We start from the raw sequence: 19,474 nt of genomic DNA on the forward strand, positions 1-19,474 counted from the left end.
CCCCATGCCGCGTCCCGCCTGGACCCTCTACGCCTATCAACTGATCGAGCCCGACGATCAGCTGGACCTGTTCGCCTGTCGCGAGGTCCGGGTGCATGTGGTGGCGCGTCAGCTGGAGCTGGATACCCCGGCGGACCGCACGCTTTGCGGCAAGCTGCTGCCGGCCCAGCCGCGCTGGCAGCCGCTGGAACGGGCGCGTCTGCGCGACCGGCTGCTGTGTCCCGATTGCCGGAAACAACTGGAGGCGGAAAAGCGCGGGGAGCGCCTGTCCTGGTTGGTCTGAGCCCTCCCGGTGAAACCTGGCGGGGTGTTACACTGTCTTTCCTACTCCTTCATCGCACTCGCCAAGGATTCTCCGGAATGTTGTCGCGCGTACCCGTTGTCTCACTGTCTTTCGCCGCGCTGCTTTCGGCCGGCTCCGCATCGGCCCTGGAACTGCAGCTCCCGCCTCCGGGCGAGGACGTCGTCGGCCAGGTCCAGGTGATCAAGGCCAAGTACGAGGACACTTTCGCCGACCTCGGCGAGCAGTACAACCTGGGCTACAGCGAAATGGTCGCCGCCAACCCCGGCGTCGATCCCTGGCTGCCGGGCGTCGGCACCGAGGTGATCATCCCGACCCGCTTCGTGCTGCCGCCTGGCCCGCGCGAAGGCGTGGTGATCAACCTGGCCGAGTACCGCCTGTACTATTACCCGAAAGGGCAGAACGTGGTGCACACCTATCCGCTGGGCATCGGCCGCGAGGGCTGGGGTTCGCCGATCGCGAACACCCGCATCACCGCCAAGACCAAGGACCCGGCCTGGTATCCGCCGGCCTCGATCCGCGCCGAGCACGCCGCCGATGGCGATCCGCTGCCGACCGTGGTACCGCCGGGCCCGGACAATCCGCTGGGGCCGTACAAGCTGACCCTGGGTGTGCCGGGCTACCTGATCCATGGTTCGAACAAGAAGTTCGGCATCGGCACCCGCACCAGCCATGGTTGCTTCCGCATGTACAACGCCGACGTGACCCACCTGTTCTCGATGATCAGCGTCGGCACCAGCGTGCGTATCATCAACGAGCCCTACAAGTTCGGCGTGAGCAACGGCAAGGTCTACCTGGAGGCGCATACGCCGCTGAACGACCATGGTGACCCGTCGGTGGTGGACAAGCACACCGCGGTGATCAACACCCTGCTCAAGCGCGACGACCTGGCCAAGCGTATCCAGTTGAACTGGGACGTGGTCCGCGAAGTGGTGGCCTCGGAGGATGGCGTGCCGGTGGAAATCGCCCAGGAGTCGGCGCCGGCGATGACCGCGACGGTGGATAGCGATCCCACCCAGCTTACGCCCTGACGGAGAGCGTCGAGGCAGAGGCCCGCGTACCCGCAAGGGACGCGGGTTTTTTCATGCCCGGCGAAACGCAGGCATAAAAAAACCGGCCCCGAGGGACCGGTTTTCAACAGGTCGTGAGACCTATTACTTGCGGCTGGCTTTTTCCAGCATGCGCAGGGCACGCTCGTTAGCCTCGTCAGCGGTCTGCTGAGCTTTCTGAGCAGCGCCCAGAGCTTCGTCAGCCTTGCGATAGGCTTCGTCAGCGCGAGCCTGAGCACGAGCAGCTGCGTCTTCGGTAGCGGTCAGACGAGCTTCGGTTTCTTTGGAGTGGCTGCTGCAACCGGTGGCCAGAACAGCAGCCAGAGCCAGAGCAGAGAATTTCAGAACGTTGTTCATCGTGTTCCCCTTAAGGTGGACATTTCCATAACAGCAATCTCCCCAGCCGGGGAAATTAGCCGGCTACATACTACCCATTACTTGTAGTAAGTAAACTGACCAAGCGCAAGCCGAGCAACTTTTTTTTTAGTCCCCCCGACTTTAGCAGTAGTTGGAGTGTCGTTTGTTCAAAAAATATCCAGCGTGCGGCGCAAGTAAGCAATTTCCCGGACCTTGGGTAGAGTTGCTGCAAGAGGCGGGGGATGAGGGCTGCCGGGTTGTCGAGAATGTTCCGCCGGAGTGGCTGGCGCTTATCGACTTGGCGGGGGAGTGGCAAGTAACAACTAAGTTGCCAGCATGTTGCCGGAAATGCCGTAAGTATTGGTGCGGAAATGAAAAAGGCCCGGCTAACTTGATTAGCCGGGCCTTCTTGCGATCTGGCGGTGAGGGAGGGATTCGAACCCTCGATACGGTTTCCCGTATACACACTTTCCAGGCGTGCTCCTTCAACCACTCGGACACCTCACCAGGTTCTCGACAGCGCCGTGTCTGTCGAGGCGCGCAATTTACTCGAACATTTCCCGCTTGGCAAATATTTTTTTAACTTTTTCATCGGCTTAGGTCGTCGGAGGAAAGTCCGCGGGGTGCCTTGGTAGACTGCCGGGCACGAAGAGGAGAGGCGGATGGCGAGCTGGGACATTTTCTGTAGCGTGGTCGACAACTATGGCGACATCGGCGTCACCTGGCGCCTGGCTCGCCAACTGGCCGCCGAGCACGGTCAGGCCGTGCGCCTGTGGGTGGACGAGCCGCAGGCCTTCGCCCGGATCTGTCCGCGGGCGGACCCGGCGGCGCACGTGCAGTGCCTGGATGGGGTCGAAGTGCGTGCCTGGGGCCGGCCGTGGGCACCGGTGGTGGCGGCCGACGTGGTGATCGAGGCCTTCGCCTGCGAACTGCCGGAGGCGCACCGGCAGGCCATGCGCGAGCGCGAGCGGCCGTCCCTGTGGCTGAACCTGGAGTACCTGAGTGCCGAGGAATGGATCGGCAGTTGCCACGCATTGCCGTCGCTGCAGGCGTGCGGGCTTTCCAAGTACTTCTTCTTTCCCGGGTTCCGCGAGCCCAGTGGCGGCCTGTTGCGCGAGGCCGGCCTGCTGGAACGTCGGCGCCGTTTCCAGGCCTCTGCCTCGGCGCAGGATGAGTTTCTCGCCTCCCTCGACGTGCGGCGGAAGGTTGGCGAGCGACTGATTTCGCTGTTTGCCTACGAAAACCCGGCGCTGCCTGGCTGGCTGGAACAACTGCGCGACGCCCGCCAGCCGAGCCTGCTGCTGGTGTCGGAGGGGCGGGTGCTGGCGGATGTCGCCGATTGGCTGCGGGTGGCTACCCTGGCCGTCGGGGACGTCCACGTGCGTGACGCGTTGCGGGTCCAGGTACTGCCGTTCATGGCGCAGGACGACTACGATCGCCTGTTGTGGTGCTGCGACCTGAACGCGGTGCGCGGCGAGGACTCCTTCGTTCGCGCGCAGTGGGCGGGACGGCCGCTGCTCTGGCACATCTATAGACAGGAAGAGGAGGCGCACCTGGCGAAGCTCGAGGCATTCCTCGAACTCTATTGCGCCGGCCTGCCCGCCGACCTGGCGGAAAACCTGCGCACCTTCTGGCTGGCGTGGAACGCCGGCGGTGGACTTGCCGGGGCCTGGGAGGGGCTGGAGAGGCAACTGCCCGAGTGGCGTCGGGAAGCGCAGCGCTGGGCCGACGAACAGGGCATGCGTCCGGATCTTGCGGCAAGGCTGGTGCAATTTTACGCAGATTGGCTATGATACGCGGCCTGATTTTTTGTCTTTCATCCATCGGATATTCGTATGAAAACCGCTCAAGAGTTCCGCGCCGGCCAGGTTGCCAACATCAATGGCGCTCCCTGGGTCATCCAGAAGGCCGAGTTCAACAAGTCCGGCCGTAACGCTGCCGTCGTCAAGATGAAGCTGAAGAACCTGCTGACCGGCGCCGGTACCGAGACCGTGTTCAAGGCCGACGACAAGCTGGAGCCGATCATCCTCGATCGCAAGGAAGTGACCTACTCCTACTTCGCCGACCCGCTGTACGTCTTCATGGACAGCGAGTTCAACCAGTACGAGATCGAGAAAGACGATCTGGAAGGCGTGCTGACCTTCATCGAAGACGGCATGACCGACATCTGCGAAGCCGTGTTCTACAACGACAAGGTGATCTCGGTAGAGCTGCCGACCACCATCGTTCGCCAGATCGCCTACACCGAGCCGGCCGTCCGCGGCGACACCTCGGGCAAGGTGATGAAGACCGCGCGCCTGAACAACGGCGCCGAGCTGCAGGTTTCCGCGTTCTGCGAAATCGGCGACTCGATCGAGATCGATACCCGCACCGGCGAGTACAAGTCCCGCGTCAAGGCCTGATCCTTTCGCGCGACGAGAAAAAGCCCGGCATTCGCCGGGCTTTTTCGTTTCCGCTGTCCGCCGCCGCGGCGCGGAGAGTCAGAAGCTTCAGACCGACACGTTCAGGCGTACGTCGATATTGCCGCGGGTAGCGTTGGAGTAGGGGCAGACCTGGTGGGCGGCGGCTACCAGCGCTTCGGCGGCTTCGCGCTCCAGGCCCGGCAGGCTGATGTGCAGTTCGACCTCCAGGCCGAAGCCGCCGGGAATCTGGCCGATGCCGACCTTGCCGGTTATCGAGGCGTCGGCGGGAAGGGTCTGCTTGCGCTGGCCGGCAACGAACTTCAGGGCCCCGATGAAGCAGGCGGAGTAGCCGGCGGCGAACAGTTGTTCCGGGTTGGTGGCCGCGCCGCCCTGGCCGCCCAGTTCGCGCGGAGTGCTGAGTTTCACGTCGAGCACGCCGTCCGAGGATACCGCACGGCCGTCACGGCCTCCGGTGGCGGTTGCGGTTGCGGTGTAGAGAGCCTTGATGGTTTGCATGAGGGTCACCTGTCTAGGTTGTGCGTTAATTTCTTGCGCGCTAAGTAAGTGCGTGAAATGAAATTTATCGCCACGCTATTTTGCGCGCAAGATAAATCGTTGGAAGATTTGGCGATAAAAACCAGACAGGTAGGTATAAGCCCCTCAGTCCGGTGCTTGCAGGTTGCCGCGCAGGGCCAGCAGCTCATCCTTGAGGGCGACCAGCTGTGGCAAGTCGAGGCCGGTACTCTCCAGGATGCAGGCGGGAATGCTCTCGGCCTGTCGCTGCAGGGCGCGGCCCTTGTCGGTCAGGCGCAGCAGGACTACGCGCTCGTCTTCGCTGCTGCGAGTGCGGGTAATCAGACCTTCGCCCTCCAGGCGCTTGAGCAGAGGCGTGAGCGATCCCGGGTCGGTAAGCATGCGTGCGCTGATTTCGCCCACGGTCAGGCCGTCGCGTTCCCATAGCACCAGCATGGCGATGTACTGCGGATAGGTGAGGCCGAGCGCTTGCAGCAGGGGCTTGTAGACCTTGGTCATCTGCAGCGAGGTGGAATACAGGGCGAAGCACAACTGGTTGTCCAGCTTGAGCTGCTCGCAAGGGGTGGTGGGCAGTCGGGACATGGCTGTCTTCCAAGTAAGTAGGGCGCTGTGCATGAATTTAGCGTAGTGGCTATTGGCTTTCCAGGTTTCCCGCCGGGTGGTGTCTTCAGCGCTCGCCGAGACGCTGCTGCAGGGCCTGGTCCCAGGGTGGCGGAAAACCGAAGCGCTCGCGGAGGAAAGCCAGCAGCAGGCGGGTTCGCGAACTGGCTTCGCGTTCCAGGCGCAGAGCATAGATGCAGGTGGGCTCGGCGGCGGGCAAGCCGTCGTCGCAGAACAGCGCCTGCAGTTCGCCGCGCAGCAGGTACTCGCTGCACAACCAGGTCGGCAGATGGGCGATGCCGAGGCCGGCCAGCGCCGCGTCGACCATCGCTTCGGCGTTATTGGTGGCCAGCCGCGTCCGTTTCGGCCGCAGGTGCTGGAGCTTGCCGTCGTGCTGGAAGCGCCAGGCATAGGGTGGCGACAGGTTGTCCCAATCGATGCCGGCATGCTCCGGCAGTTCGCCGGGGGATGCGGGAACGCCATGTTCGCGCAGGTACTCCGGGCTGGCGCAGACCACCCGCACCATCGGTGCCAGCGAAGTGGCCACCAGGCGGCTGTCGGGCAGCGGGCCGGCGCGCAACACCAGGTCGACCTCGCCGAGATGTTCGCCCTGCAGGTCGATGAAGCTGCCGATCAGGCGCAATTGCACGTCCAGCCCGGGGTTGGCCTTGAGGAAGTCGGCGATCGCCGGGGCCAGGTGGCGGCGGCCGAAGGGCACCGGCGCATCGATACGGATCAGGCCCTGCGGCGCGGTGCTCAGGGACACCGCTTCGGCGCGGGCCAGGCGCAGTTCGGTGACGATCCGCCGGGCGCGGTCGGCGAAGGCCAGGCCGGCCGGCGTGGCGCGTACCGCATGGGTGGTGCGCACCAGCAGGGTGCTGCCGACGGCGCGCTCCAGGGCGTCCATCCGGCGCGCCACGGCGGACGGGGTGAGCGGGTGCTTGCGCGCAGCGGCGGAGAAGCTGCCGCCATCGAGGACATCGAGGTAGAGAACGAACTGTTCGCTGAGGGTATCGGGCAACATGCTCATGCCTTTGCGTGATTGGCATAGCCATTGTGCTTTCTTGTGCGTTTCCCATCCAGCCACGCTTGCCTAGCATGGAGGCGTCGAAAGAGGGGCTGACATGCTGGATGTATTTCTCGATTTCCTGCTGGGGATGGTGCTCGGTTGCCTGGGCGGTCTGTTCGGGATAGGCGGCGGCCTGCTGGCGATCCCGGCGCTGGGGGTGATCTTCGGCCTCGACCAGCAATTGGCGCAGGGTACCGCGCTGGTGATGGTGGTACCGAACGTGGTGCTGGCGTTGTGGCGCTACCACCAGCGCAACCGCATCGATCCGCGCCAGGCCGGAGTCCTTGCCCTGACCGGCCTGCTTTGCGCGTTCCTGGCGTCCAGCGTGGCCGCGCGGATCGATGCGGCGCGGATGCGCGAAGCGTTCGTGATCTTCCTCCTGGCGCTGGCCGGCTACATGTTCTGGCGCCTGTTCCGGCGCCCGCCGCAGGGCGGCGCGACGCCGCGCTACGGTTTGCCCTGGATGGGCGTGCTGGGCCTTGGCGCAGGTTCGCTCGGCGGGCTTTTCGGGGTGGGCGGCGGGGTGCTGGCGACACCGGTGCTGACTTCGGTGTTCGGCCTCGCCCAGGTCGTCGCCCAGGGCCTCGCGCTGGCCCTGGCCGCGCCGAGCACGGCGGTGGCGCTGGGGACCTACGCCATGCACGGTCATGTCGACTGGCGGATGGGGATCCCCCTGGCGCTGGGCGGCCTGCTGAGCATTTCCTGGGGCGTGAGGCTGGCCCACGCCTTGCCCGAGCGCAGCCTGCGCATGGCCTTCTGTGCCTTCCTCGCGTTGTGCGCGGTGCTCCTGCTGGTGCGCGGTTGAGTCAGAGACGGAAGCCCTCGCCGATGTATTCGGCGAGCTTCTCGGTGACCGGCGACTGGCTGTGCGGGTTGCGCATCAGCATGATGCTGGCCGAGGGCAGGGCGGGCAGGCCCTCGCTCTCGTCGAGGATGCGCAGGTTACCGGTGAGCAGGCTGCGCAGTTGCACGGTCACGGCGAGGCCGGCGCTGACCACCGCGAACAGCGCCGACAGGCTGGGGCTGCTGTAGGCGATGCGGTAGTCCAGTTCCGCCGCCTCCAGGGCGTTGCAGGCCCAGGCCCGGCAAAAGCAGGTGGTGTTGAACATGGCCAGCGGGATCGGCCGCTGGTCGTGGGGGCAGAAGCCCTCGGCGGCCATCCAGACGAAAGGCTCCTGGCGCAGCAACTGGCCGATCTCGGTGCCCGGCTCGCGGGTGACGATGGACAGGTCGAGGTCGTTGCGCGCCAGCAGGTTGAGCGAGGTGTCGCAATGCACCTCGACCTGCACCAGCGGATAGGCTTCGGCGAAGCGCGACAGGATCGCCGGGAGGAAACGCATCACGTAGTCGTCCGGGGTGCCGATGCGCACCGAGCCGACCATGTGCGGGCGGCGCAGGGTGTTGAACACCTCGCCGTGCAACTTGAGGATCCGCCGGGCATAGCCGAGCAGCACCTGGCCTTCGGCGGTGAGGCGGGTCTGCCTTCCGTCGCGCTCGAACAGCGAGCGCTGCAGGACGTCCTCCTCTAGCCGCTTCATCTGCATGCTGACCGCCGACTGGGTGCGATTCAGCGCCTCCGCGGCGCGGGTGAAACCACCGTGCTCGGCGATGGCGACGAAGGTGCGGAGCAATTCCGTATCGATGCCGGGCTGGTAGCTCATTCATCAATCTCCAAGATGTATTGCATAAGAATGATTCGTTGGATTGATCCTATGCCTGGCGGGAGACTGTGCCTATCCCGAACGGAGGGCAAGACGATGAAAGGTCAACAGGATTATTTCGGCAATCACTGCCACGCTGTGCCCCATCCCGCCTCGACCGCTGCGCCGTCGTTGTGGCGTCGCTGGCGGCGCTGGTTGCAGTTGGCCCGCGAGCGCCGGGAACTGCTGAGGATGAGCGACGAAGCGCTGAAGGACCTCGGCCTGAGTCGGGCGGATATCTTCCAGGAGGGCGAGCGGCATTTCTGGGACGACCCGCTGCGTCGGCATTGAGCGAACCGCAGCGGCGCGCCGGGCTGGCGCGGCGGCGGGGGCACGATAGACTCGCAGTCTCCTTCATCGACTGGGGCGCTCCATGAGTCTTTCGCTTTCCCTCGCCGAAGCCCGCCGCCTGGCCCTGGCCGCGCAGGGCTTCGACGGCCGGCGGACGCGCCGCAGCGTGCAGCGGCGGCATCTGCGCGAAATGCTCGCGCGCCTCGGCCTGCTACAGATCGATTCGGTGAATGCGCTGGTGCGCTCGCACTACCTGCCGCTGTTTTCCCGCCTCGGTCCCTACTCCATGACGCTGCTCGACGAGGCAGCCTGGAGTGTCGGCCGTCACCGCCAGTTGTTCGAATACTGGGGGCACGAGGCCTCGCTGCTGCCGCTGGAACACTACCCGCTGATGCGCTGGCGGATGCGCCAGGCCGCCGACGGCCAGGGCATCTACCAGCAACTGGCACGTTTCGGCCGGGAACAGCAGCCACTGATCCGCCAGGTGTTGCAGGCGGTGCGCGAGCAAGGCGCGCTGGGTGCCGGCAGCCTGAGCACGCGGCAGGAGCGGGCCGGTCCCTGGTGGGACTGGAGCGCGGAAAAGCATGCGCTGGAATGGCTGTTCGCCGCCGGCGAGCTGACGGTGGCCGGACGGCGCGGCTTCGAGCGGCTCTATGACCTGCCGGAGCGAGTGTTTCCCGCGGAATTGCTGGCGCGTCCCGAGCTTTCGGAGGCACAGGCCCAGCGCGAGCTGTTGCGGATGGCGGCGAGCGCCCTGGGCGTGGCCACCGAAAAGGACCTGCGCGACTACTATCGGCTGAGCCCGGCGCAGAGCCGCGCGCGCCTCGCCGAACTGGTGGAGGCTGGCGAGCTGCTGCCGGTCCGGGTCGAGGGCTGGAGCCAGCCGGCCTACTGCTCCGGCGAACCGCAGGTGCCGAGGCGGCTGGGCGCCAGTGCCTTGCTCTCGCCCTTCGACTCGTTGGTCTGGGAGCGGGCGCGGGCCGAGCGCCTGTTCGATTTCCGCTATCGCCTGGAGATCTACACGCCGAAGGAAAAACGCGTGTACGGCTACTACGTGCTGCCATTCCTGTACAACGGCCGTCTGGTCGGCCGCGTCGACCTCCGCGCCGAGCGGGCGCGGGAGCGCCTGGCGGTGCATGCGCTGCATGCCGAGGCGAACGGCATGGACGATGCCGCCCTGCACGAGCTGGCCGAGCAGCTGCGCAGTATGGCCGCCTGGCTGGGCCTGGCGACGGTGGCGATCGAGGGGCGCGGGGAGTTGGCGGTGCGCTTGCGCGGGGTGCTGCTCTAGCGAACGCTCCCGCCGGGCGGCGGGAGCGGCCGCGGCGCGCTCAGCGGCGTACCTGCTTCAGGGTCTCGGCGATCAGGAAGGCCAGCTCCAGCGACTGGTCGGCGTTCAGCCGCGGGTCGCAGTGGGTGTGGTAGCGGTCGCTGAGGCCGTCTTCGGTGATCGGTCGCGAACCGCCGATGCATTCGGTGACGTTCTGCCCGGTCATCTCGATGTGGATGCCGCCGGCGTAGCTGCCTTCGGCCTGGTGCACCTCGAAGAACTGGCGGACTTCGGCGAGCACGCGGGCGAAGTCGCGGGTCTTGTAGCCGCTGGAGGCCTTGATGGTATTGCCGTGCATCGGATCGGAACTCCACAGCACCTGGCGGCCCTCGCGCTGGATGGCCTGGATCAGGCGCGGCAGGTGGTCGCCGACCTTGTCGGCACCCATCCGTACGATCAGGTTGAGGCGGCCCGGATCGTTGTCCGGGTTGAGAATATCGATCAGGCGGATCAGCTCCTCGCTGGCCATGCTCGGCCCGACCTTGACCCCGATCGGATTGCCCACGCCGCGCAGCATCTCGACATGAGCGCCGTCGAGCTGGCGGGTGCGGTCGCCGATCCAGAGCATGTGCGCCGAGCAGTCGTACCACTCGCCGGTCAGGCTGTCGCGGCGGGTCAGGGCTTCCTCGTAGTTCAGCAGGAGCGCTTCGTGGGCGGTGAAGAAGCTGGTTTCGCGGAGCTGCGGCGCGCTGTCCAGGCCGCAGGCGCGCATGAAGGCGAGGGTCTCGTCGATGCGGTCGGCGAGTTGCTGGTAGCGCTCGGCCAGCGCCGAGTTGGCGATGAAATCGAGGTTCCAGCGGTGCACCTGGTGCAGGTCGGCGAAGCCGCCCTGGGCGAAGGCGCGCAACAGGTTGAGGCTGGCGGTGGACTGGTGGTAGGCCTGCAACAGGCGCTCCGGGTCCGGCACGCGGCTCTTCTCGTCGAAGCCGATGCCGTTGACGATGTCGCCGCGATAGGCGGGCAGGGTCACGCCGTTCTGCGTTTCGTCGCCGGAGGAGCGCGGCTTGGCGAACTGGCCGGCCATGCGCCCAACCTTCACTACCGGGCAGCCGGCGGCGAAGGTCATTACCACCGCCATCTGCAACAGTACCTTGAAGGTATCGCGGATCTTCGCCGCGGAAAATTCGGCGAAGCTTTCCGCGCAATCCCCGCCCTGGAGCAAGAAGGCGCGTCCGGCGGTGACTTCGGCGAACTGCCGGCGCAGCTCGCGAGCCTCGCCGGCGAAGACCAGCGGCGGGTATCCGGCGAGGGTCTGCTCGACCCTGGCCAGGTGCGCGGCATCGGGGTACTCGGGTTGTTGCTGGATCGGCTTGGCCCTCCAGCTCTCGGGGCTCCAGGACTGGCTCATCTACGACTCTTGGCAATGCTCGGGAAAGCGGATTGCGGCATGGTAGAGCAGCTCGCCGCAGCGCCGCCAGCGATCGTTGCAATAGCGGAAATCCATCGTCGGGCCGGCTTTGCTATGCTGCGGTGCTTTTGCCGGAGCGCCTGGCGATAGCCGGCGAAGCGGCGGGGGGAGGTGAGTGGTGAGCGAAGAACGTCTGCTGGTCGAGGAGCGCGACGAATACGGGGTCATCCGGGTCATCGAGTCCGGCGACTATCGCTTCCTCGAGTTCGGCGACGGTGTCGAGCAGAGCTGCGTGTTCATGCCCGATCCGGCCTGGCTGGAATACGACTACACCCGCGCCATGCTGCTCGGCGGGCTCTGCCATTCGCAACCGCGTCGCGCGTTGTTCCTCGGTTTCGGCGCCGGCAGCCTGACCCAGGCCTGCCTGAGCCACCTGCCGCTGGAGGAGGCCGAGGCCATCGAGCTGCGCCCGGCGATTCCGCGCCTGGCCCGCGAGCATCTGGGGCTGCGCGACGACCCGCGCCTGCGATTGCGCATCGGCGACGCACTGGAGAGCCTGGGCGAATGCGCGGAGGCCGACCTGATCTTCCTCGACCTCTATACCGATACCGGCCCGTCGGCCGCGCACCTGGCCTGGAATTTCCTCGGCGCCTGCCAGGAGCGCCTCGCCGAGGATGGCTGGCTGGTGATCAACCAGTGGAGCGGCACCGATGGCAAGCCGCTGGGCGCGCCGCTGCTGCGCGGGCGCTATCACCATCATTACTGGGAGTGTCCGGTGGCCGAGGGCAACGTGGTGATGCTGGTGCCGGCGAACCTGGCCCTCGAACTCGACCAGGAAGCCCTGCGGACGCGTGCCGCGGCGCTGGAGCCGCAACTCGGCTATTCGTTGCAGGGCTATATCGACAGCCTGCGCCCGGCCCAGTAGCCAGGGCGCGCGGACAAGGGCCCGGCCTAGCGTCCTTCGAAGCGTCCCGGGCGGCGTTCCTGAAGCGCGCGCAGGCCTTCCTTGGCGTCCTCGCTGTCGAGCAGGCGCCTGGCGGCTTCCGGCAACGCAGCGGCGGCGACCGCTTCGCCTTCCAGCAGGGCCTGGCGCGCCGAGCCGAGGGTGGCGCGCACGCCGAGCGGCGCCTGGGCCGCGACCCGTTCGGCGAGAGCGACGGCGTGGTCGAGGAGGTCTTCCGGGGCGGTGACTTCCTGCACCAGGCCGAGACGATAGGCTTCGTGGGCGTCGAATTCGTCGCCGGTGAGCAGCCAGCGCATGGCGTTGCCCCAGCCGGCGACCTGGTGCATGCGCAGTGTCGCGCCACCGAACGGGAGGATTCCGCGCTGCACTTCGAGCTGGGCGAAGCGCGCGTTGCTGGCGCAAAGGTTGATGTCGGCCGCCAGCATCAGTTCGATGCCGATGGTGTAGCAGTAGCCTTGCACGGCCACCACCAGCGGCTTGCTTGGACGCCGGCCGCCGAAGGTGCCCCAGGGATCGACGGCGCCTTCGGGGAGTTTCCAGCCCTGGCGGAAGGTCTCGCCGACATTGGCCAGGTCCAGCCCGGCGGTGAAATGCTCGCCGTGGGCGAAGAGCAGGGCACAGCGCAACTTGTCGTCGGCCTCGTATTCACCGAGCGCGGCGACCAGATCGTCGAGCATCGGCAGGTCGAAGGCGTTGCGCTTGGCCACGCGGTCGAGGCCGAGCAGCAGCAGGTGGCCGCGCCGTTCGCGGCTGATGCGTCCTGGGAGGGTGTCGTTCATGCGGCGGTTTCCTGGCGGGGGGCGGGCAACGTCGGTATAGACGTCTGGAATCGGGATGTCCATTGTCAGTCTCTCCGATGACGCATGTCGGAAAAAACGCACACAAACGTCAAAATTCCGGTATGATGCGCGCCGGTCAAAACTGACCCCGTTCAGGACCTGCATTTTTCGGAGCGCTGTGCTCTGGCTGTGTATCCGCTCTGCGGATTTCCTTTACGTAATCTTCTAATTCAAAAGCAATCTCGCAAATCCCCGCCCCAGCTGCCTGGGTGGCCGTTTCGGCCGTACAGGGCATGAGCAGCCATGGGTCATGGGTCTTTGCGGATGTATACGAGGCAAACCCATGACTCAGGAAACCGTCGGCTTCGCCGCGCTCGGTATTCACCCCAATGTGCTCGCGGCAATCGTCGCCGTAGGCTACGAAGAGCCTTCGCCTATCCAGGCTCAATCGATTCCGCTGATCCTCGAAGGCCACGACATGATCGGCCAGGCGCAGACCGGTACCGGCAAGACCGCCGCGTTCGCCCTGCCGCTGCTGTCGCGCATCGACCCGAGCCGTCGCGAGCCGCAGATGCTGGTGCTGGTGCCGACCCGCGAGCTGGCCCTGCAGGTCGCCACCGCCTGCGAAACCTATTCCAAGCAATTGCCGGGCGTCGGCGTGGTCGCCGTCTACGGCGGCGCGCCCATGGGGCCGCAGCTGAAGGCCCTGCGCCAGGGCGCACAGATCCTCGTCGCTACCCCCGGCCGCCTGTGCGACCACCTGCGCCGCGACGAGAAGCTGCTGGCCACCGTCCAGCGCCTGGTGCTCGACGAAGCCGACGAGATGCTCAAGCTCGGCTTCATGGACGACCTGGAAGTGATCTTCGAGGCGCTTCCCGAATCGCGCCAGACCGTGCTCTTCTCGGCGACCCTGCCGGCGTCCATCCGTGGCATCGCCGAGCGCCACCTGAAGCAGCCCAAGCACGTCAAGATCGCCGCCAAGACCCAGACCGTGGCGCGCATCGAGCAGGTCCACCTGATGGTCCATGCCGACCAGAAGGCCGGTTCGATCCAGCGCCTGCTGGAAGTCGAGCAGTTCGACGCGCTGATCGCCTTCGTCCGCACCAAGCAGGCCACCCTCGACTACGCCGAATTGCTCGAGCGCCAGGGCTACCGCGCCGCCGCGCTCAACGGCGACATGCCGCAGGCCCAGCGCGAGCGGGTCATCGAGTCGCTGAAGGACGGTTCGCTGGACATCGTCATCGCCACCGACGTTGCTGCCCGGGGCCTGGACGTACCGCGCATCACCCACGTGCTGAACATCGATATGCCCTACGACCCCGAGTCCTACGTGCACCGCATCGGCCGTACCGGCCGTGCCGGTCGGGAAGGGCGCGCGCTGTTGCTGGTGACTCCGCGCGAGCGGCGCATGCTGCAGGTGATCGAGCGGGTCACCGGGCAGAAGGTCGGCGAAGTCCGCCTGCCGGATGCCGAGACCGTACTGGAGGCCCGCCTGGCGCGCCTGGCCGCGAGCCTGACGCCCTTGCTCGACAGCGCCGTCGAGCAGCGCGGCGCGGTGCGCGACGAGCTGTGCCGTCGCCTCGGCTGCGATGCCGAGACCCTGGCCGCCGCACTGCTGGCGCGCCTGACCGCCGGCAAGGCGCTGGACCTGGAGTCGGTGCGCCGCGAACAGCCGCTGACCCCATCGGCACCGCGCGAGCGTGCCGACCGTGGCGAACGCGGCGAGCGTCCGGAGCGCAGCGGCGAGCGTCGTCCGATGGCGCCGCCGAGCGAAGGCCGTGCCCGCTGCCGCACCGCCCTCGGCGCGCGCGACGGGGTCGCAGCGAAGAACCTGCTGGGCGCGATCCTCAACGAGGGCGGCCTGTCCCGCGAGGACATCGGTCGCATCCAGATTCGCGATACCTTCAGCCTGATCGAACTGCCCGAGGCCAACCTCGAGCGCCTGCTGACCAAGCTCAAGGACACCCGCGTCGCCGGCAAGGCCCTGCGCCTGCGCCGCTATCGCGAGGACTGAGGTCCAGCGCGATGAACAAAAGCCCCGCTTCGGCGGGGCTTTTTCATGGGCTTGATGTTTGCTGGCCGGGCTGTTTTTCGCGCCTGCCCCGGCTTCTCGTTTCGTCACCCCGGGCGAGTCCCTCTGGCAAGCGTCTAAAGGAAACAAAAGACTTGCCCAGCTGCCAGGGCAGGCACCACGTCGTGCATGCCAGACCTGCACATACCGAAGCCCTGATCTGCCGCCTATCCATGACATCGCGGATAACGCCTATGGCGTTATCCGCGCTACAGGACTATATCGCTCGCGATTTCCTGGCTGCCAGCCGAGTCCACCCAGCTTGCGGCGGGAAGCCAATGCTCTCCGCCAGTCCCACGAGAAGCTCTGTCAATCGAAGCGATAGATATCCATCCCCAACGAGCCCAGGGTAAAGCCGCTGTGCTCGACGCGCATCCCGCCGCCGCCCGCGCCGCGGGCGAAGAACAGCGGCAGCAGGTGCTCGTCGCTGGGGTGGTTGCGCGCCGCCCAGGGCGCCTGCCGGCGGTAGTCGTGAAGCGCGGCCTCGTCGTCGGCCTGGAGCTTTTCCACCATCCAGTCACGGAACTCCCGCGCCCAGGGCGCGATGGCTTCCGGTCCGGCGTGCCAGTCCAGTTCGCCCAGGTTGTGGGTGATGCTGCCGGAACCGATCAGCAGCACGCCTTCCCCGCGCAGTTGGCGCAGGGCCTGGCCGACGCGGCTCTGCAGGGCCGGACCGAGGCGGCTCGGCAGGGACAGCTGGAGCACCGGGATGTCCGCCTGCGGGTACATCAGGCTCAGCGGCACCCAGGTGCCGTGGTCGAATGGTCGCTGGGGGTCAGCCTGGGCCGGCAGGCCGGCGGCCTGGAGCAGTTCGATCGTCCGCTGCGCCAGCGCCGGCGCGCCCTTGGCCGGGTAGCGCACGGCGTAGAGGGGCGGCGGAAAGCCGTAGAAGTCGTGCCAGATATCCGGCGCCGCGGCGCCGGTTACTCGCAGGTCGTCGCTTTCCCAGTGCGCGGAAACCACCAGGATCGCCTTCGGCCGCGGCAGCTCTGTAGCCAGGCGGCGCAGTTGTACGCCGCTGGCGCCCGGTTCGAGGGCGAGCATCGGTGAGCCGTGGGAAATATAGAGAGTCGGTAGCATGATTCACCTCATGACTCGGATGAGCCATGTTCCTCCCTCGATCAATCGAAAACCAGTATATGTTTTTGAGGATACCTATCGATCCAGACGTTAGGTCGCGGTCTCGCGCGCTACGCCGGTTGGGCTTTCCGCCCAGTAGCGCCGATCGTCGAGGATCGCCCGGTCACGCTCGAACGCCAGGGGCAGGCGTTCCCTGAGGAAGTCCACCCAGGTGCGGATCTTGGCGTCCAGGTAGCGCCGCGAGGAGTACAGCACGAACACCTCGCGGACATGCAGTCGATGGCCCGGCAGTAGCCGCAACAGGCTGCCTTCCTGCAGCGCGCGGGCGGCGACGAAGCCGGGCAGCAGGCAGACGCCGAGCCCGGCCGCGGCGGCGGCGCAGGCGGCCTCGGGGAGGTTGACCTTGAGCGCCTCATCGAGATCGAGCAGCGTTTCGCCGCGTTCGCCGACGAAGGCCCAGCCCTGCGGGCAGGACGGCGCGGCCACGTTCAGGCAGCGATGCCGCAGCAGGTCCTCCGGCGTGCGCGGCACGCCATGCCGTGCCAGGTATTCCGGCGCGGCACAGACCACGCTGAACACCTGGCCGAGATCGCGGGCGACCAGGGTCGAGTCCGGCAAGGTTCGGCCGAGGGTGATCAGCACGTCCAGGCCTTCCTCGAGCAGGGCCGGGGTGCCCTGGGCCAGCGTGAGGTCGACGGAGACGTCCGGGTGGCCGTCCAGGTAGTCCACCAGTAGCGGCATCAGGTGCTCGAGGCCCAGTTCGGTCACCGCGTGGAGGCGCAGGCGACCACTGGCGTGGGACTGGCTGTCTTCGACGTCCGCCGCGGCGGCGGCGACCGTACGCAGGATCTGCTTGCAATGCTCGTAGTAGCGCAGACCGCTTTCCGTCACCACGACGCTGCGCGTATTGCGTTGCAGCAGGCGCGCCGAGAGCGCCTGTTCGAGCCCGGCGACCTGGCGCGAAACGGTCGCCGGAGAGGTGCCCAGCGCCTGGGCGGCCTGGGTGAAGCTGCCGTGCTCCACCACGCGGACGAAGGTCCGGATACCGTGCAGCAGGTCCATTTCCAACTCCTTCGCCGGTCCGCGCCCGGCGCCGTCTCAGCCCGACGCCGGGTCGGACGTTGGGCTCCAGCCGCCGCCCAGCGCCTTGTAGAGGTTGACCAGGGTCAGAGACACCGCTTCGTCGCTGGCGACCTGCTGTTCCTGGTTGTCCAGCAGTTGCCGCTGGCTGTCGAGCACGCTGAGGAAGTCCACCGCGCCGGCGCGGTATTGCTCGCGGGCGCTCTGCAGGGCGCGGCGGTTCTGCGCCACGGCTTCGCCGAGACGTTCCTGGCGGCGCTGGTTGGCGGCGTAGTCGTGCATCGCGTCGTCGACTTCCTGCCAGGCACGCAGCACGGTGCGCTGGTAGTCGATGGCGGCTTCCTGCTGCTGTGCCTCGCGTAGCTCCAGGCGTCCGCGCAGGCGTCCGCCTTCGAAGATCGGCAGGCTGAACGCCGGGCCGATGGCGAACTGGCGATGGTCCCAGTCGCCCAGGCTGGACAGTTGCAGGGATTCGAAACCGAAGTTGCCGTTGAGCGTGATGCGCGGATAGAAGTCCGCCTTGGCCACGCCGATGCTGGCGGTAGCGGCGTGCAGGCGCGCTTCGGCACGACGGATGTCGGGGCGGCGCTGGGCCAGTTCGGACGGCAGGCCGACCGGCACGCTGCCCGGCGGACGCGGAATCGCCCGCGCCGGGCCGAGTTCGGCGAGCAGGCTGCCGGGGCTGGCTCCGACCAGGTAGCCAAGGGCGTTGACCAGGTGCGCCTGGTTCTTTTCCACCTCGGGCAGGCGTGCCTCCATGCTGGCCACCTGGGCCAGCGCCTGGGCTACCTCGAGGTCGGTGGCGACGCCGTTGGCCAGGCGCGTGCGGGTGAGTTCCAGGCTGCGCCGTGCGGTCTCGAGGTTGTCGCGGATGATCGCCGCACGGCTCTGTTCGCCGCGCAACTGGATATAGTCGCGCGCGGCTTCCGCCAGCACCGAGACCTGCACGTCGCGCAGTTCGTTCTCGCTGGCTTCCACCGTCGCGTCGGCGGCTTCCAGCTCGCGTCGCACGCGGCCCCAGAAGTCCAGCTCCCAGGAGGCGTCGAAGCCGGCCAGGGCGTGGTTGTAGTTGCCTTTGCCGGCCTTGCCGGAAGGATCGAACAGGCCGGCGCTGGTGGTCCGCTGGCGCTGGTAGTTGCCGCTGGCGTCCACCGAGGGCAGGGCGTCACCGCCGAGGCTGCGACGGATCGCGCGGCTCTGCTGCAGGCGCGCCGCGGCGCTGCGCAGGTCGAGGTTGGCACGCTGGACCCGTTGCAGCAGGGCGTTCAATTGCGCGTCGTCGAACAGCGTCCACCATTGTGCCGCGAGTGGCGCGGCGGCGAGGTGGCTGGGGTTGCCGGCGGCGGCCTGGAGCGACCAGTCGCCGGGCGCAGGGCGGTCCGGGCGGGTGAAGTCGGGGCCGAGGCTGCAGGCGCCGAGCGTAAGGCTGGCAATAAGCAGGAGCGGAGTGCCTTTCATTGCTGGGCGACCTCGGCGGAGTGGGTGCCGGTCGCGGTGTCGATCCGCGCTTCCACCGACATGCCTACGCGCAACTTGCCCGCCATGGCCTGGCGCGGCTCGAGAACGATCTTCACCGGGATCCGCTGGACCACCTTGGTGAAGTTGCCGGTGGCGTTGTCCGGGGCGATCGGCGCGAAGCTCAGGCCGGTGGCCGGGGCGATGCTGTCGACGTGGCCGCGCAGAACCTCGCCGGGGAAGGTATCGACGCGGATCTCCACGGCCTGTCCGGGAGAGACGTGGGTCAGTTGGGTTTCCTGGAAATTGCCGACCACGTAGGCCTGCTGCAGGGGCACCACCGCCAGCAGCGCGCTGCCCGGCGTGACATAGGCGCCGACGCGCAGTTGGCGGCGGCCGACCTGGCCGTCGAAGGGCGCGCGGAGTTCGCAGTAGGAGAGGTCCAGGCGGGCCTGGTCGCGTCGCGCCTGCATGCGTTGCAGGTCGCCACGGGCCTGGCCGACGCGGGCTTCGAGGACGCTCACCTGCTTGCGCGTGGCATCCACCGCGGCCTGGCCCTCGGCCAGCCGGGCGCTGGCGGTATCGATCCGCGATTGCGCCTGCTGGGCGTTCTGCAGGCTGCCGGCGCCCTTGCTGGCGAGGGTCTGGTAGCGGCTTTGCTCGTGACGGGCGAAGACCAGCTCGGCCTGCTCGGCGCGGACCTTGGCCCGCGCCTGTTCGATCATTGCCTGCTGGCGTTGCAGGTTGGCCTCGGCATTGGCCAGGTTGGCCTCGGCACCGAGCACGTCGGCCTCGGCGGCGGCCAGGGCGGTGCGGAAGTCGCGGTCGTCGAGGCGGGCGAGCAACTGGCCGGCCTTGACCGGCTGGTTGTCCTCGACCAGGACGTCCTGGACGAAGCCGGCGACTTTCGGCGCGACCAGGGTGAAATCGGCGTGCACATAGGCGTCGTCGGTGCTCTGCACGACCCGTGGGGCGAGCAGGTGGAACAGCAGGTAGACCAGCAGGACCAGGACCAGCAGGGCGGCGAGCAGCAGGCTGCCCTTGCGCGAAGTGATGAACGACAT

At 67.1% G+C, this 19,474-nt stretch carries 20 protein-coding genes and 1 tRNA gene; 9 read left to right on the top strand and 12 right to left on the bottom strand.

Annotated elements, in window-relative coordinates; all coding sequences use genetic code 11:
* Positions 1-4: 4 nt before the first annotated feature.
* Positions 5-283, top strand: coding sequence for a hypothetical protein (locus AC4OR5_RS05570; RefSeq protein ID WP_003090947.1), 279 nt, complete (start codon positions 5-7; stop codon positions 281-283).
* Positions 284-360: 77 nt separating this feature from the next.
* Positions 361-1,332, top strand: coding sequence for a L,D-transpeptidase family protein (locus tag AC4OR5_RS05575; RefSeq protein WP_003090946.1), 972 nt, complete (start codon positions 361-363; stop codon positions 1,330-1,332).
* Positions 1,333-1,455: 123 nt separating this feature from the next.
* Here AC4OR5_RS05575 and oprI read toward each other — a convergent pair whose 3' ends face one another.
* A complete protein-coding gene (gene oprI, locus AC4OR5_RS05580) occupies positions 1,456-1,707 on the bottom strand; it encodes an outer membrane lipoprotei OprI (protein ID WP_003090944.1) in 252 nt (83 codons plus the stop codon).
* A gap of 417 nt (positions 1,708-2,124) precedes the next feature.
* A tRNA-Ser gene (locus tag AC4OR5_RS05585) sits at positions 2,125-2,214 on the bottom strand.
* Positions 2,215-2,369: 155 nt separating this feature from the next.
* Between AC4OR5_RS05585 and earP the strand changes: the two genes are divergently transcribed.
* Together earP and efp are read left to right on the top strand one after the other, a co-directional pair.
* On the top strand, positions 2,370-3,500 hold the full coding sequence (gene earP, locus AC4OR5_RS05590) for an elongation factor P maturation arginine rhamnosyltransferase EarP (RefSeq protein WP_058160196.1): 1,131 nt from the start codon (positions 2,370-2,372) through the stop codon (positions 3,498-3,500).
* A 42-nt stretch (positions 3,501-3,542) separates the two neighbouring features.
* Complete coding sequence (gene efp / locus AC4OR5_RS05595) at positions 3,543-4,109, top strand: elongation factor P (RefSeq protein ID WP_003090942.1); 567 nt, start codon at positions 3,543-3,545, stop codon at positions 4,107-4,109.
* An 87-nt stretch (positions 4,110-4,196) separates the two neighbouring features.
* Here efp and ohrR (AC4OR5_RS05600) read toward each other — a convergent pair whose 3' ends face one another.
* The 3 genes from ohrR (AC4OR5_RS05600) to AC4OR5_RS05610 form a co-directional block, all read right to left on the bottom strand.
* Positions 4,197-4,625 (bottom strand): organic hydroperoxide resistance protein OhrR, encoded by a 429-nt coding sequence (gene ohrR / locus AC4OR5_RS05600; protein ID WP_004350710.1) that lies wholly within the window; start codon positions 4,623-4,625, stop codon positions 4,197-4,199.
* Positions 4,626-4,769: 144 nt separating this feature from the next.
* On the bottom strand, positions 4,770-5,225 hold the full coding sequence (gene ohrR / locus AC4OR5_RS05605) for a hydroperoxide stress response transcriptional regulator OhrR (RefSeq protein ID WP_003090940.1): 456 nt from the start codon (positions 5,223-5,225) through the stop codon (positions 4,770-4,772).
* An 85-nt stretch (positions 5,226-5,310) separates the two neighbouring features.
* The gene (locus AC4OR5_RS05610) at positions 5,311-6,267 is read right to left on the bottom strand and encodes a LysR family transcriptional regulator (protein ID WP_033984855.1); all 957 of its coding nucleotides are present in this window, start codon (positions 6,265-6,267) and stop codon (positions 5,311-5,313) included.
* A 100-nt stretch (positions 6,268-6,367) separates the two neighbouring features.
* Between AC4OR5_RS05610 and AC4OR5_RS05615 the strand changes: the two genes are divergently transcribed.
* On the top strand, positions 6,368-7,117 hold the full coding sequence (locus tag AC4OR5_RS05615) for a sulfite exporter TauE/SafE family protein (RefSeq protein ID WP_003114755.1): 750 nt from the start codon (positions 6,368-6,370) through the stop codon (positions 7,115-7,117).
* A gap of 1 nt (position 7,118) precedes the next feature.
* Here AC4OR5_RS05615 and AC4OR5_RS05620 read toward each other — a convergent pair whose 3' ends face one another.
* On the bottom strand, positions 7,119-7,973 hold the full coding sequence (locus tag AC4OR5_RS05620) for a LysR substrate-binding domain-containing protein (RefSeq protein ID WP_003114756.1): 855 nt from the start codon (positions 7,971-7,973) through the stop codon (positions 7,119-7,121).
* A gap of 96 nt (positions 7,974-8,069) precedes the next feature.
* Here AC4OR5_RS05620 and AC4OR5_RS05625 point away from each other — a divergent pair, with 96 nt between their 5' ends.
* Entirely contained in the window at positions 8,070-8,303 is a 234-nt protein-coding gene (locus tag AC4OR5_RS05625) for a DUF1127 domain-containing protein (protein WP_003110987.1), read from the top strand.
* Positions 8,304-8,385: 82 nt separating this feature from the next.
* Entirely contained in the window at positions 8,386-9,594 is a 1,209-nt protein-coding gene (locus AC4OR5_RS05630) for a winged helix-turn-helix domain-containing protein (protein ID WP_033937979.1), read from the top strand.
* Between the two features lie 40 nt (positions 9,595-9,634).
* Here the strand turns inward: AC4OR5_RS05630 and AC4OR5_RS05635 are convergent, their stop codons facing one another.
* Complete coding sequence (locus AC4OR5_RS05635) at positions 9,635-10,981, bottom strand: class II 3-deoxy-7-phosphoheptulonate synthase (protein ID WP_019485734.1); 1,347 nt, start codon at positions 10,979-10,981, stop codon at positions 9,635-9,637.
* Positions 10,982-11,156: 175 nt separating this feature from the next.
* Between AC4OR5_RS05635 and AC4OR5_RS05640 the strand changes: the two genes are divergently transcribed.
* Positions 11,157-11,906 carry a spermidine synthase gene (locus AC4OR5_RS05640; protein ID WP_003130813.1) on the top strand — a complete coding sequence of 250 codons (750 nt, stop codon included), beginning with the start codon at positions 11,157-11,159 and terminating at the stop codon, positions 11,904-11,906.
* A 26-nt stretch (positions 11,907-11,932) separates the two neighbouring features.
* Here the strand turns inward: AC4OR5_RS05640 and AC4OR5_RS05645 are convergent, their stop codons facing one another.
* On the bottom strand, positions 11,933-12,724 hold the full coding sequence (locus tag AC4OR5_RS05645; RefSeq protein ID WP_003090929.1) for a crotonase/enoyl-CoA hydratase family protein: 792 nt from the start codon (positions 12,722-12,724) through the stop codon (positions 11,933-11,935).
* A 343-nt stretch (positions 12,725-13,067) separates the two neighbouring features.
* On the opposite strand from AC4OR5_RS05645, the gene AC4OR5_RS05650 reads away from it, so the two are divergent.
* On the top strand, positions 13,068-14,738 hold the full coding sequence (locus AC4OR5_RS05650; RefSeq protein WP_003114758.1) for a DEAD/DEAH box helicase: 1,671 nt from the start codon (positions 13,068-13,070) through the stop codon (positions 14,736-14,738).
* Positions 14,739-15,104: 366 nt separating this feature from the next.
* Here AC4OR5_RS05650 and AC4OR5_RS05655 read toward each other — a convergent pair whose 3' ends face one another.
* From AC4OR5_RS05655 to AC4OR5_RS05670, 4 genes are all read right to left on the bottom strand, one after another.
* Positions 15,105-15,875 (bottom strand): DODA-type extradiol aromatic ring-opening family dioxygenase, encoded by a 771-nt coding sequence (locus AC4OR5_RS05655; RefSeq protein ID WP_003109673.1) that lies wholly within the window; start codon positions 15,873-15,875, stop codon positions 15,105-15,107.
* Positions 15,876-15,965: 90 nt separating this feature from the next.
* Positions 15,966-16,937, bottom strand: coding sequence for a LysR family transcriptional regulator (locus AC4OR5_RS05660; RefSeq protein WP_003130817.1), 972 nt, complete (start codon positions 16,935-16,937; stop codon positions 15,966-15,968).
* Positions 16,938-16,973: 36 nt separating this feature from the next.
* Complete coding sequence (locus AC4OR5_RS05665) at positions 16,974-18,413, bottom strand: efflux transporter outer membrane subunit (protein WP_058160195.1); 1,440 nt, start codon at positions 18,411-18,413, stop codon at positions 16,974-16,976.
* Positions 18,410-19,474 carry an HlyD family secretion protein gene (locus AC4OR5_RS05670; protein WP_023125672.1) on the bottom strand — a complete coding sequence of 355 codons (1,065 nt, stop codon included), beginning with the start codon at positions 19,472-19,474 and terminating at the stop codon, positions 18,410-18,412. The genes AC4OR5_RS05665 and AC4OR5_RS05670 overlap by 4 nt, the downstream gene beginning before the upstream one ends.

The organism is Pseudomonas sp. YA1 (assembly GCF_058680555.1).

Bases quoted from the DNA above. Each gene is read 5' to 3' on its own strand.
- AC4OR5_RS05570 (WP_003090947.1), top strand. From the start codon at position 5: ATGCCGCGTCCCGCCTGGACCCTCTACGCCTATCAACTGATCGAGCCC.
- AC4OR5_RS05575 (WP_003090946.1), top strand. From the start codon at position 361: ATGTTGTCGCGCGTACCCGTTGTCTCACTGTCTTTCGCCGCGCTGCTT.
- oprI (WP_003090944.1), bottom strand. From the start codon at position 1,707: ATGAACAACGTTCTGAAATTCTCTGCTCTGGCTCTGGCTGCTGTTCTG.
- earP (WP_058160196.1), top strand. From the start codon at position 2,370: ATGGCGAGCTGGGACATTTTCTGTAGCGTGGTCGACAACTATGGCGAC.
- efp (WP_003090942.1), top strand. From the start codon at position 3,543: ATGAAAACCGCTCAAGAGTTCCGCGCCGGCCAGGTTGCCAACATCAAT.
- ohrR (WP_004350710.1), bottom strand. From the start codon at position 4,625: ATGCAAACCATCAAGGCTCTCTACACCGCAACCGCAACCGCCACCGGA.
- ohrR (WP_003090940.1), bottom strand. From the start codon at position 5,225: ATGTCCCGACTGCCCACCACCCCTTGCGAGCAGCTCAAGCTGGACAAC.
- AC4OR5_RS05610 (WP_033984855.1), bottom strand. From the start codon at position 6,267: ATGTTGCCCGATACCCTCAGCGAACAGTTCGTTCTCTACCTCGATGTC.
- AC4OR5_RS05615 (WP_003114755.1), top strand. From the start codon at position 6,368: ATGCTGGATGTATTTCTCGATTTCCTGCTGGGGATGGTGCTCGGTTGC.
- AC4OR5_RS05620 (WP_003114756.1), bottom strand. From the start codon at position 7,973: ATGAGCTACCAGCCCGGCATCGATACGGAATTGCTCCGCACCTTCGTC.
- AC4OR5_RS05625 (WP_003110987.1), top strand. From the start codon at position 8,070: ATGAAAGGTCAACAGGATTATTTCGGCAATCACTGCCACGCTGTGCCC.
- AC4OR5_RS05630 (WP_033937979.1), top strand. From the start codon at position 8,386: ATGAGTCTTTCGCTTTCCCTCGCCGAAGCCCGCCGCCTGGCCCTGGCC.
- AC4OR5_RS05635 (WP_019485734.1), bottom strand. From the start codon at position 10,981: ATGAGCCAGTCCTGGAGCCCCGAGAGCTGGAGGGCCAAGCCGATCCAG.
- AC4OR5_RS05645 (WP_003090929.1), bottom strand. From the start codon at position 12,724: ATGAACGACACCCTCCCAGGACGCATCAGCCGCGAACGGCGCGGCCAC.
- AC4OR5_RS05650 (WP_003114758.1), top strand. From the start codon at position 13,068: ATGACTCAGGAAACCGTCGGCTTCGCCGCGCTCGGTATTCACCCCAAT.
- AC4OR5_RS05655 (WP_003109673.1), bottom strand. From the start codon at position 15,875: ATGCTACCGACTCTCTATATTTCCCACGGCTCACCGATGCTCGCCCTC.
- AC4OR5_RS05660 (WP_003130817.1), bottom strand. From the start codon at position 16,937: ATGGACCTGCTGCACGGTATCCGGACCTTCGTCCGCGTGGTGGAGCAC.
- AC4OR5_RS05665 (WP_058160195.1), bottom strand. From the start codon at position 18,413: ATGAAAGGCACTCCGCTCCTGCTTATTGCCAGCCTTACGCTCGGCGCC.
- AC4OR5_RS05670 (WP_023125672.1), bottom strand. From the start codon at position 19,474: ATGTCGTTCATCACTTCGCGCAAGGGCAGCCTGCTGCTCGCCGCCCTG.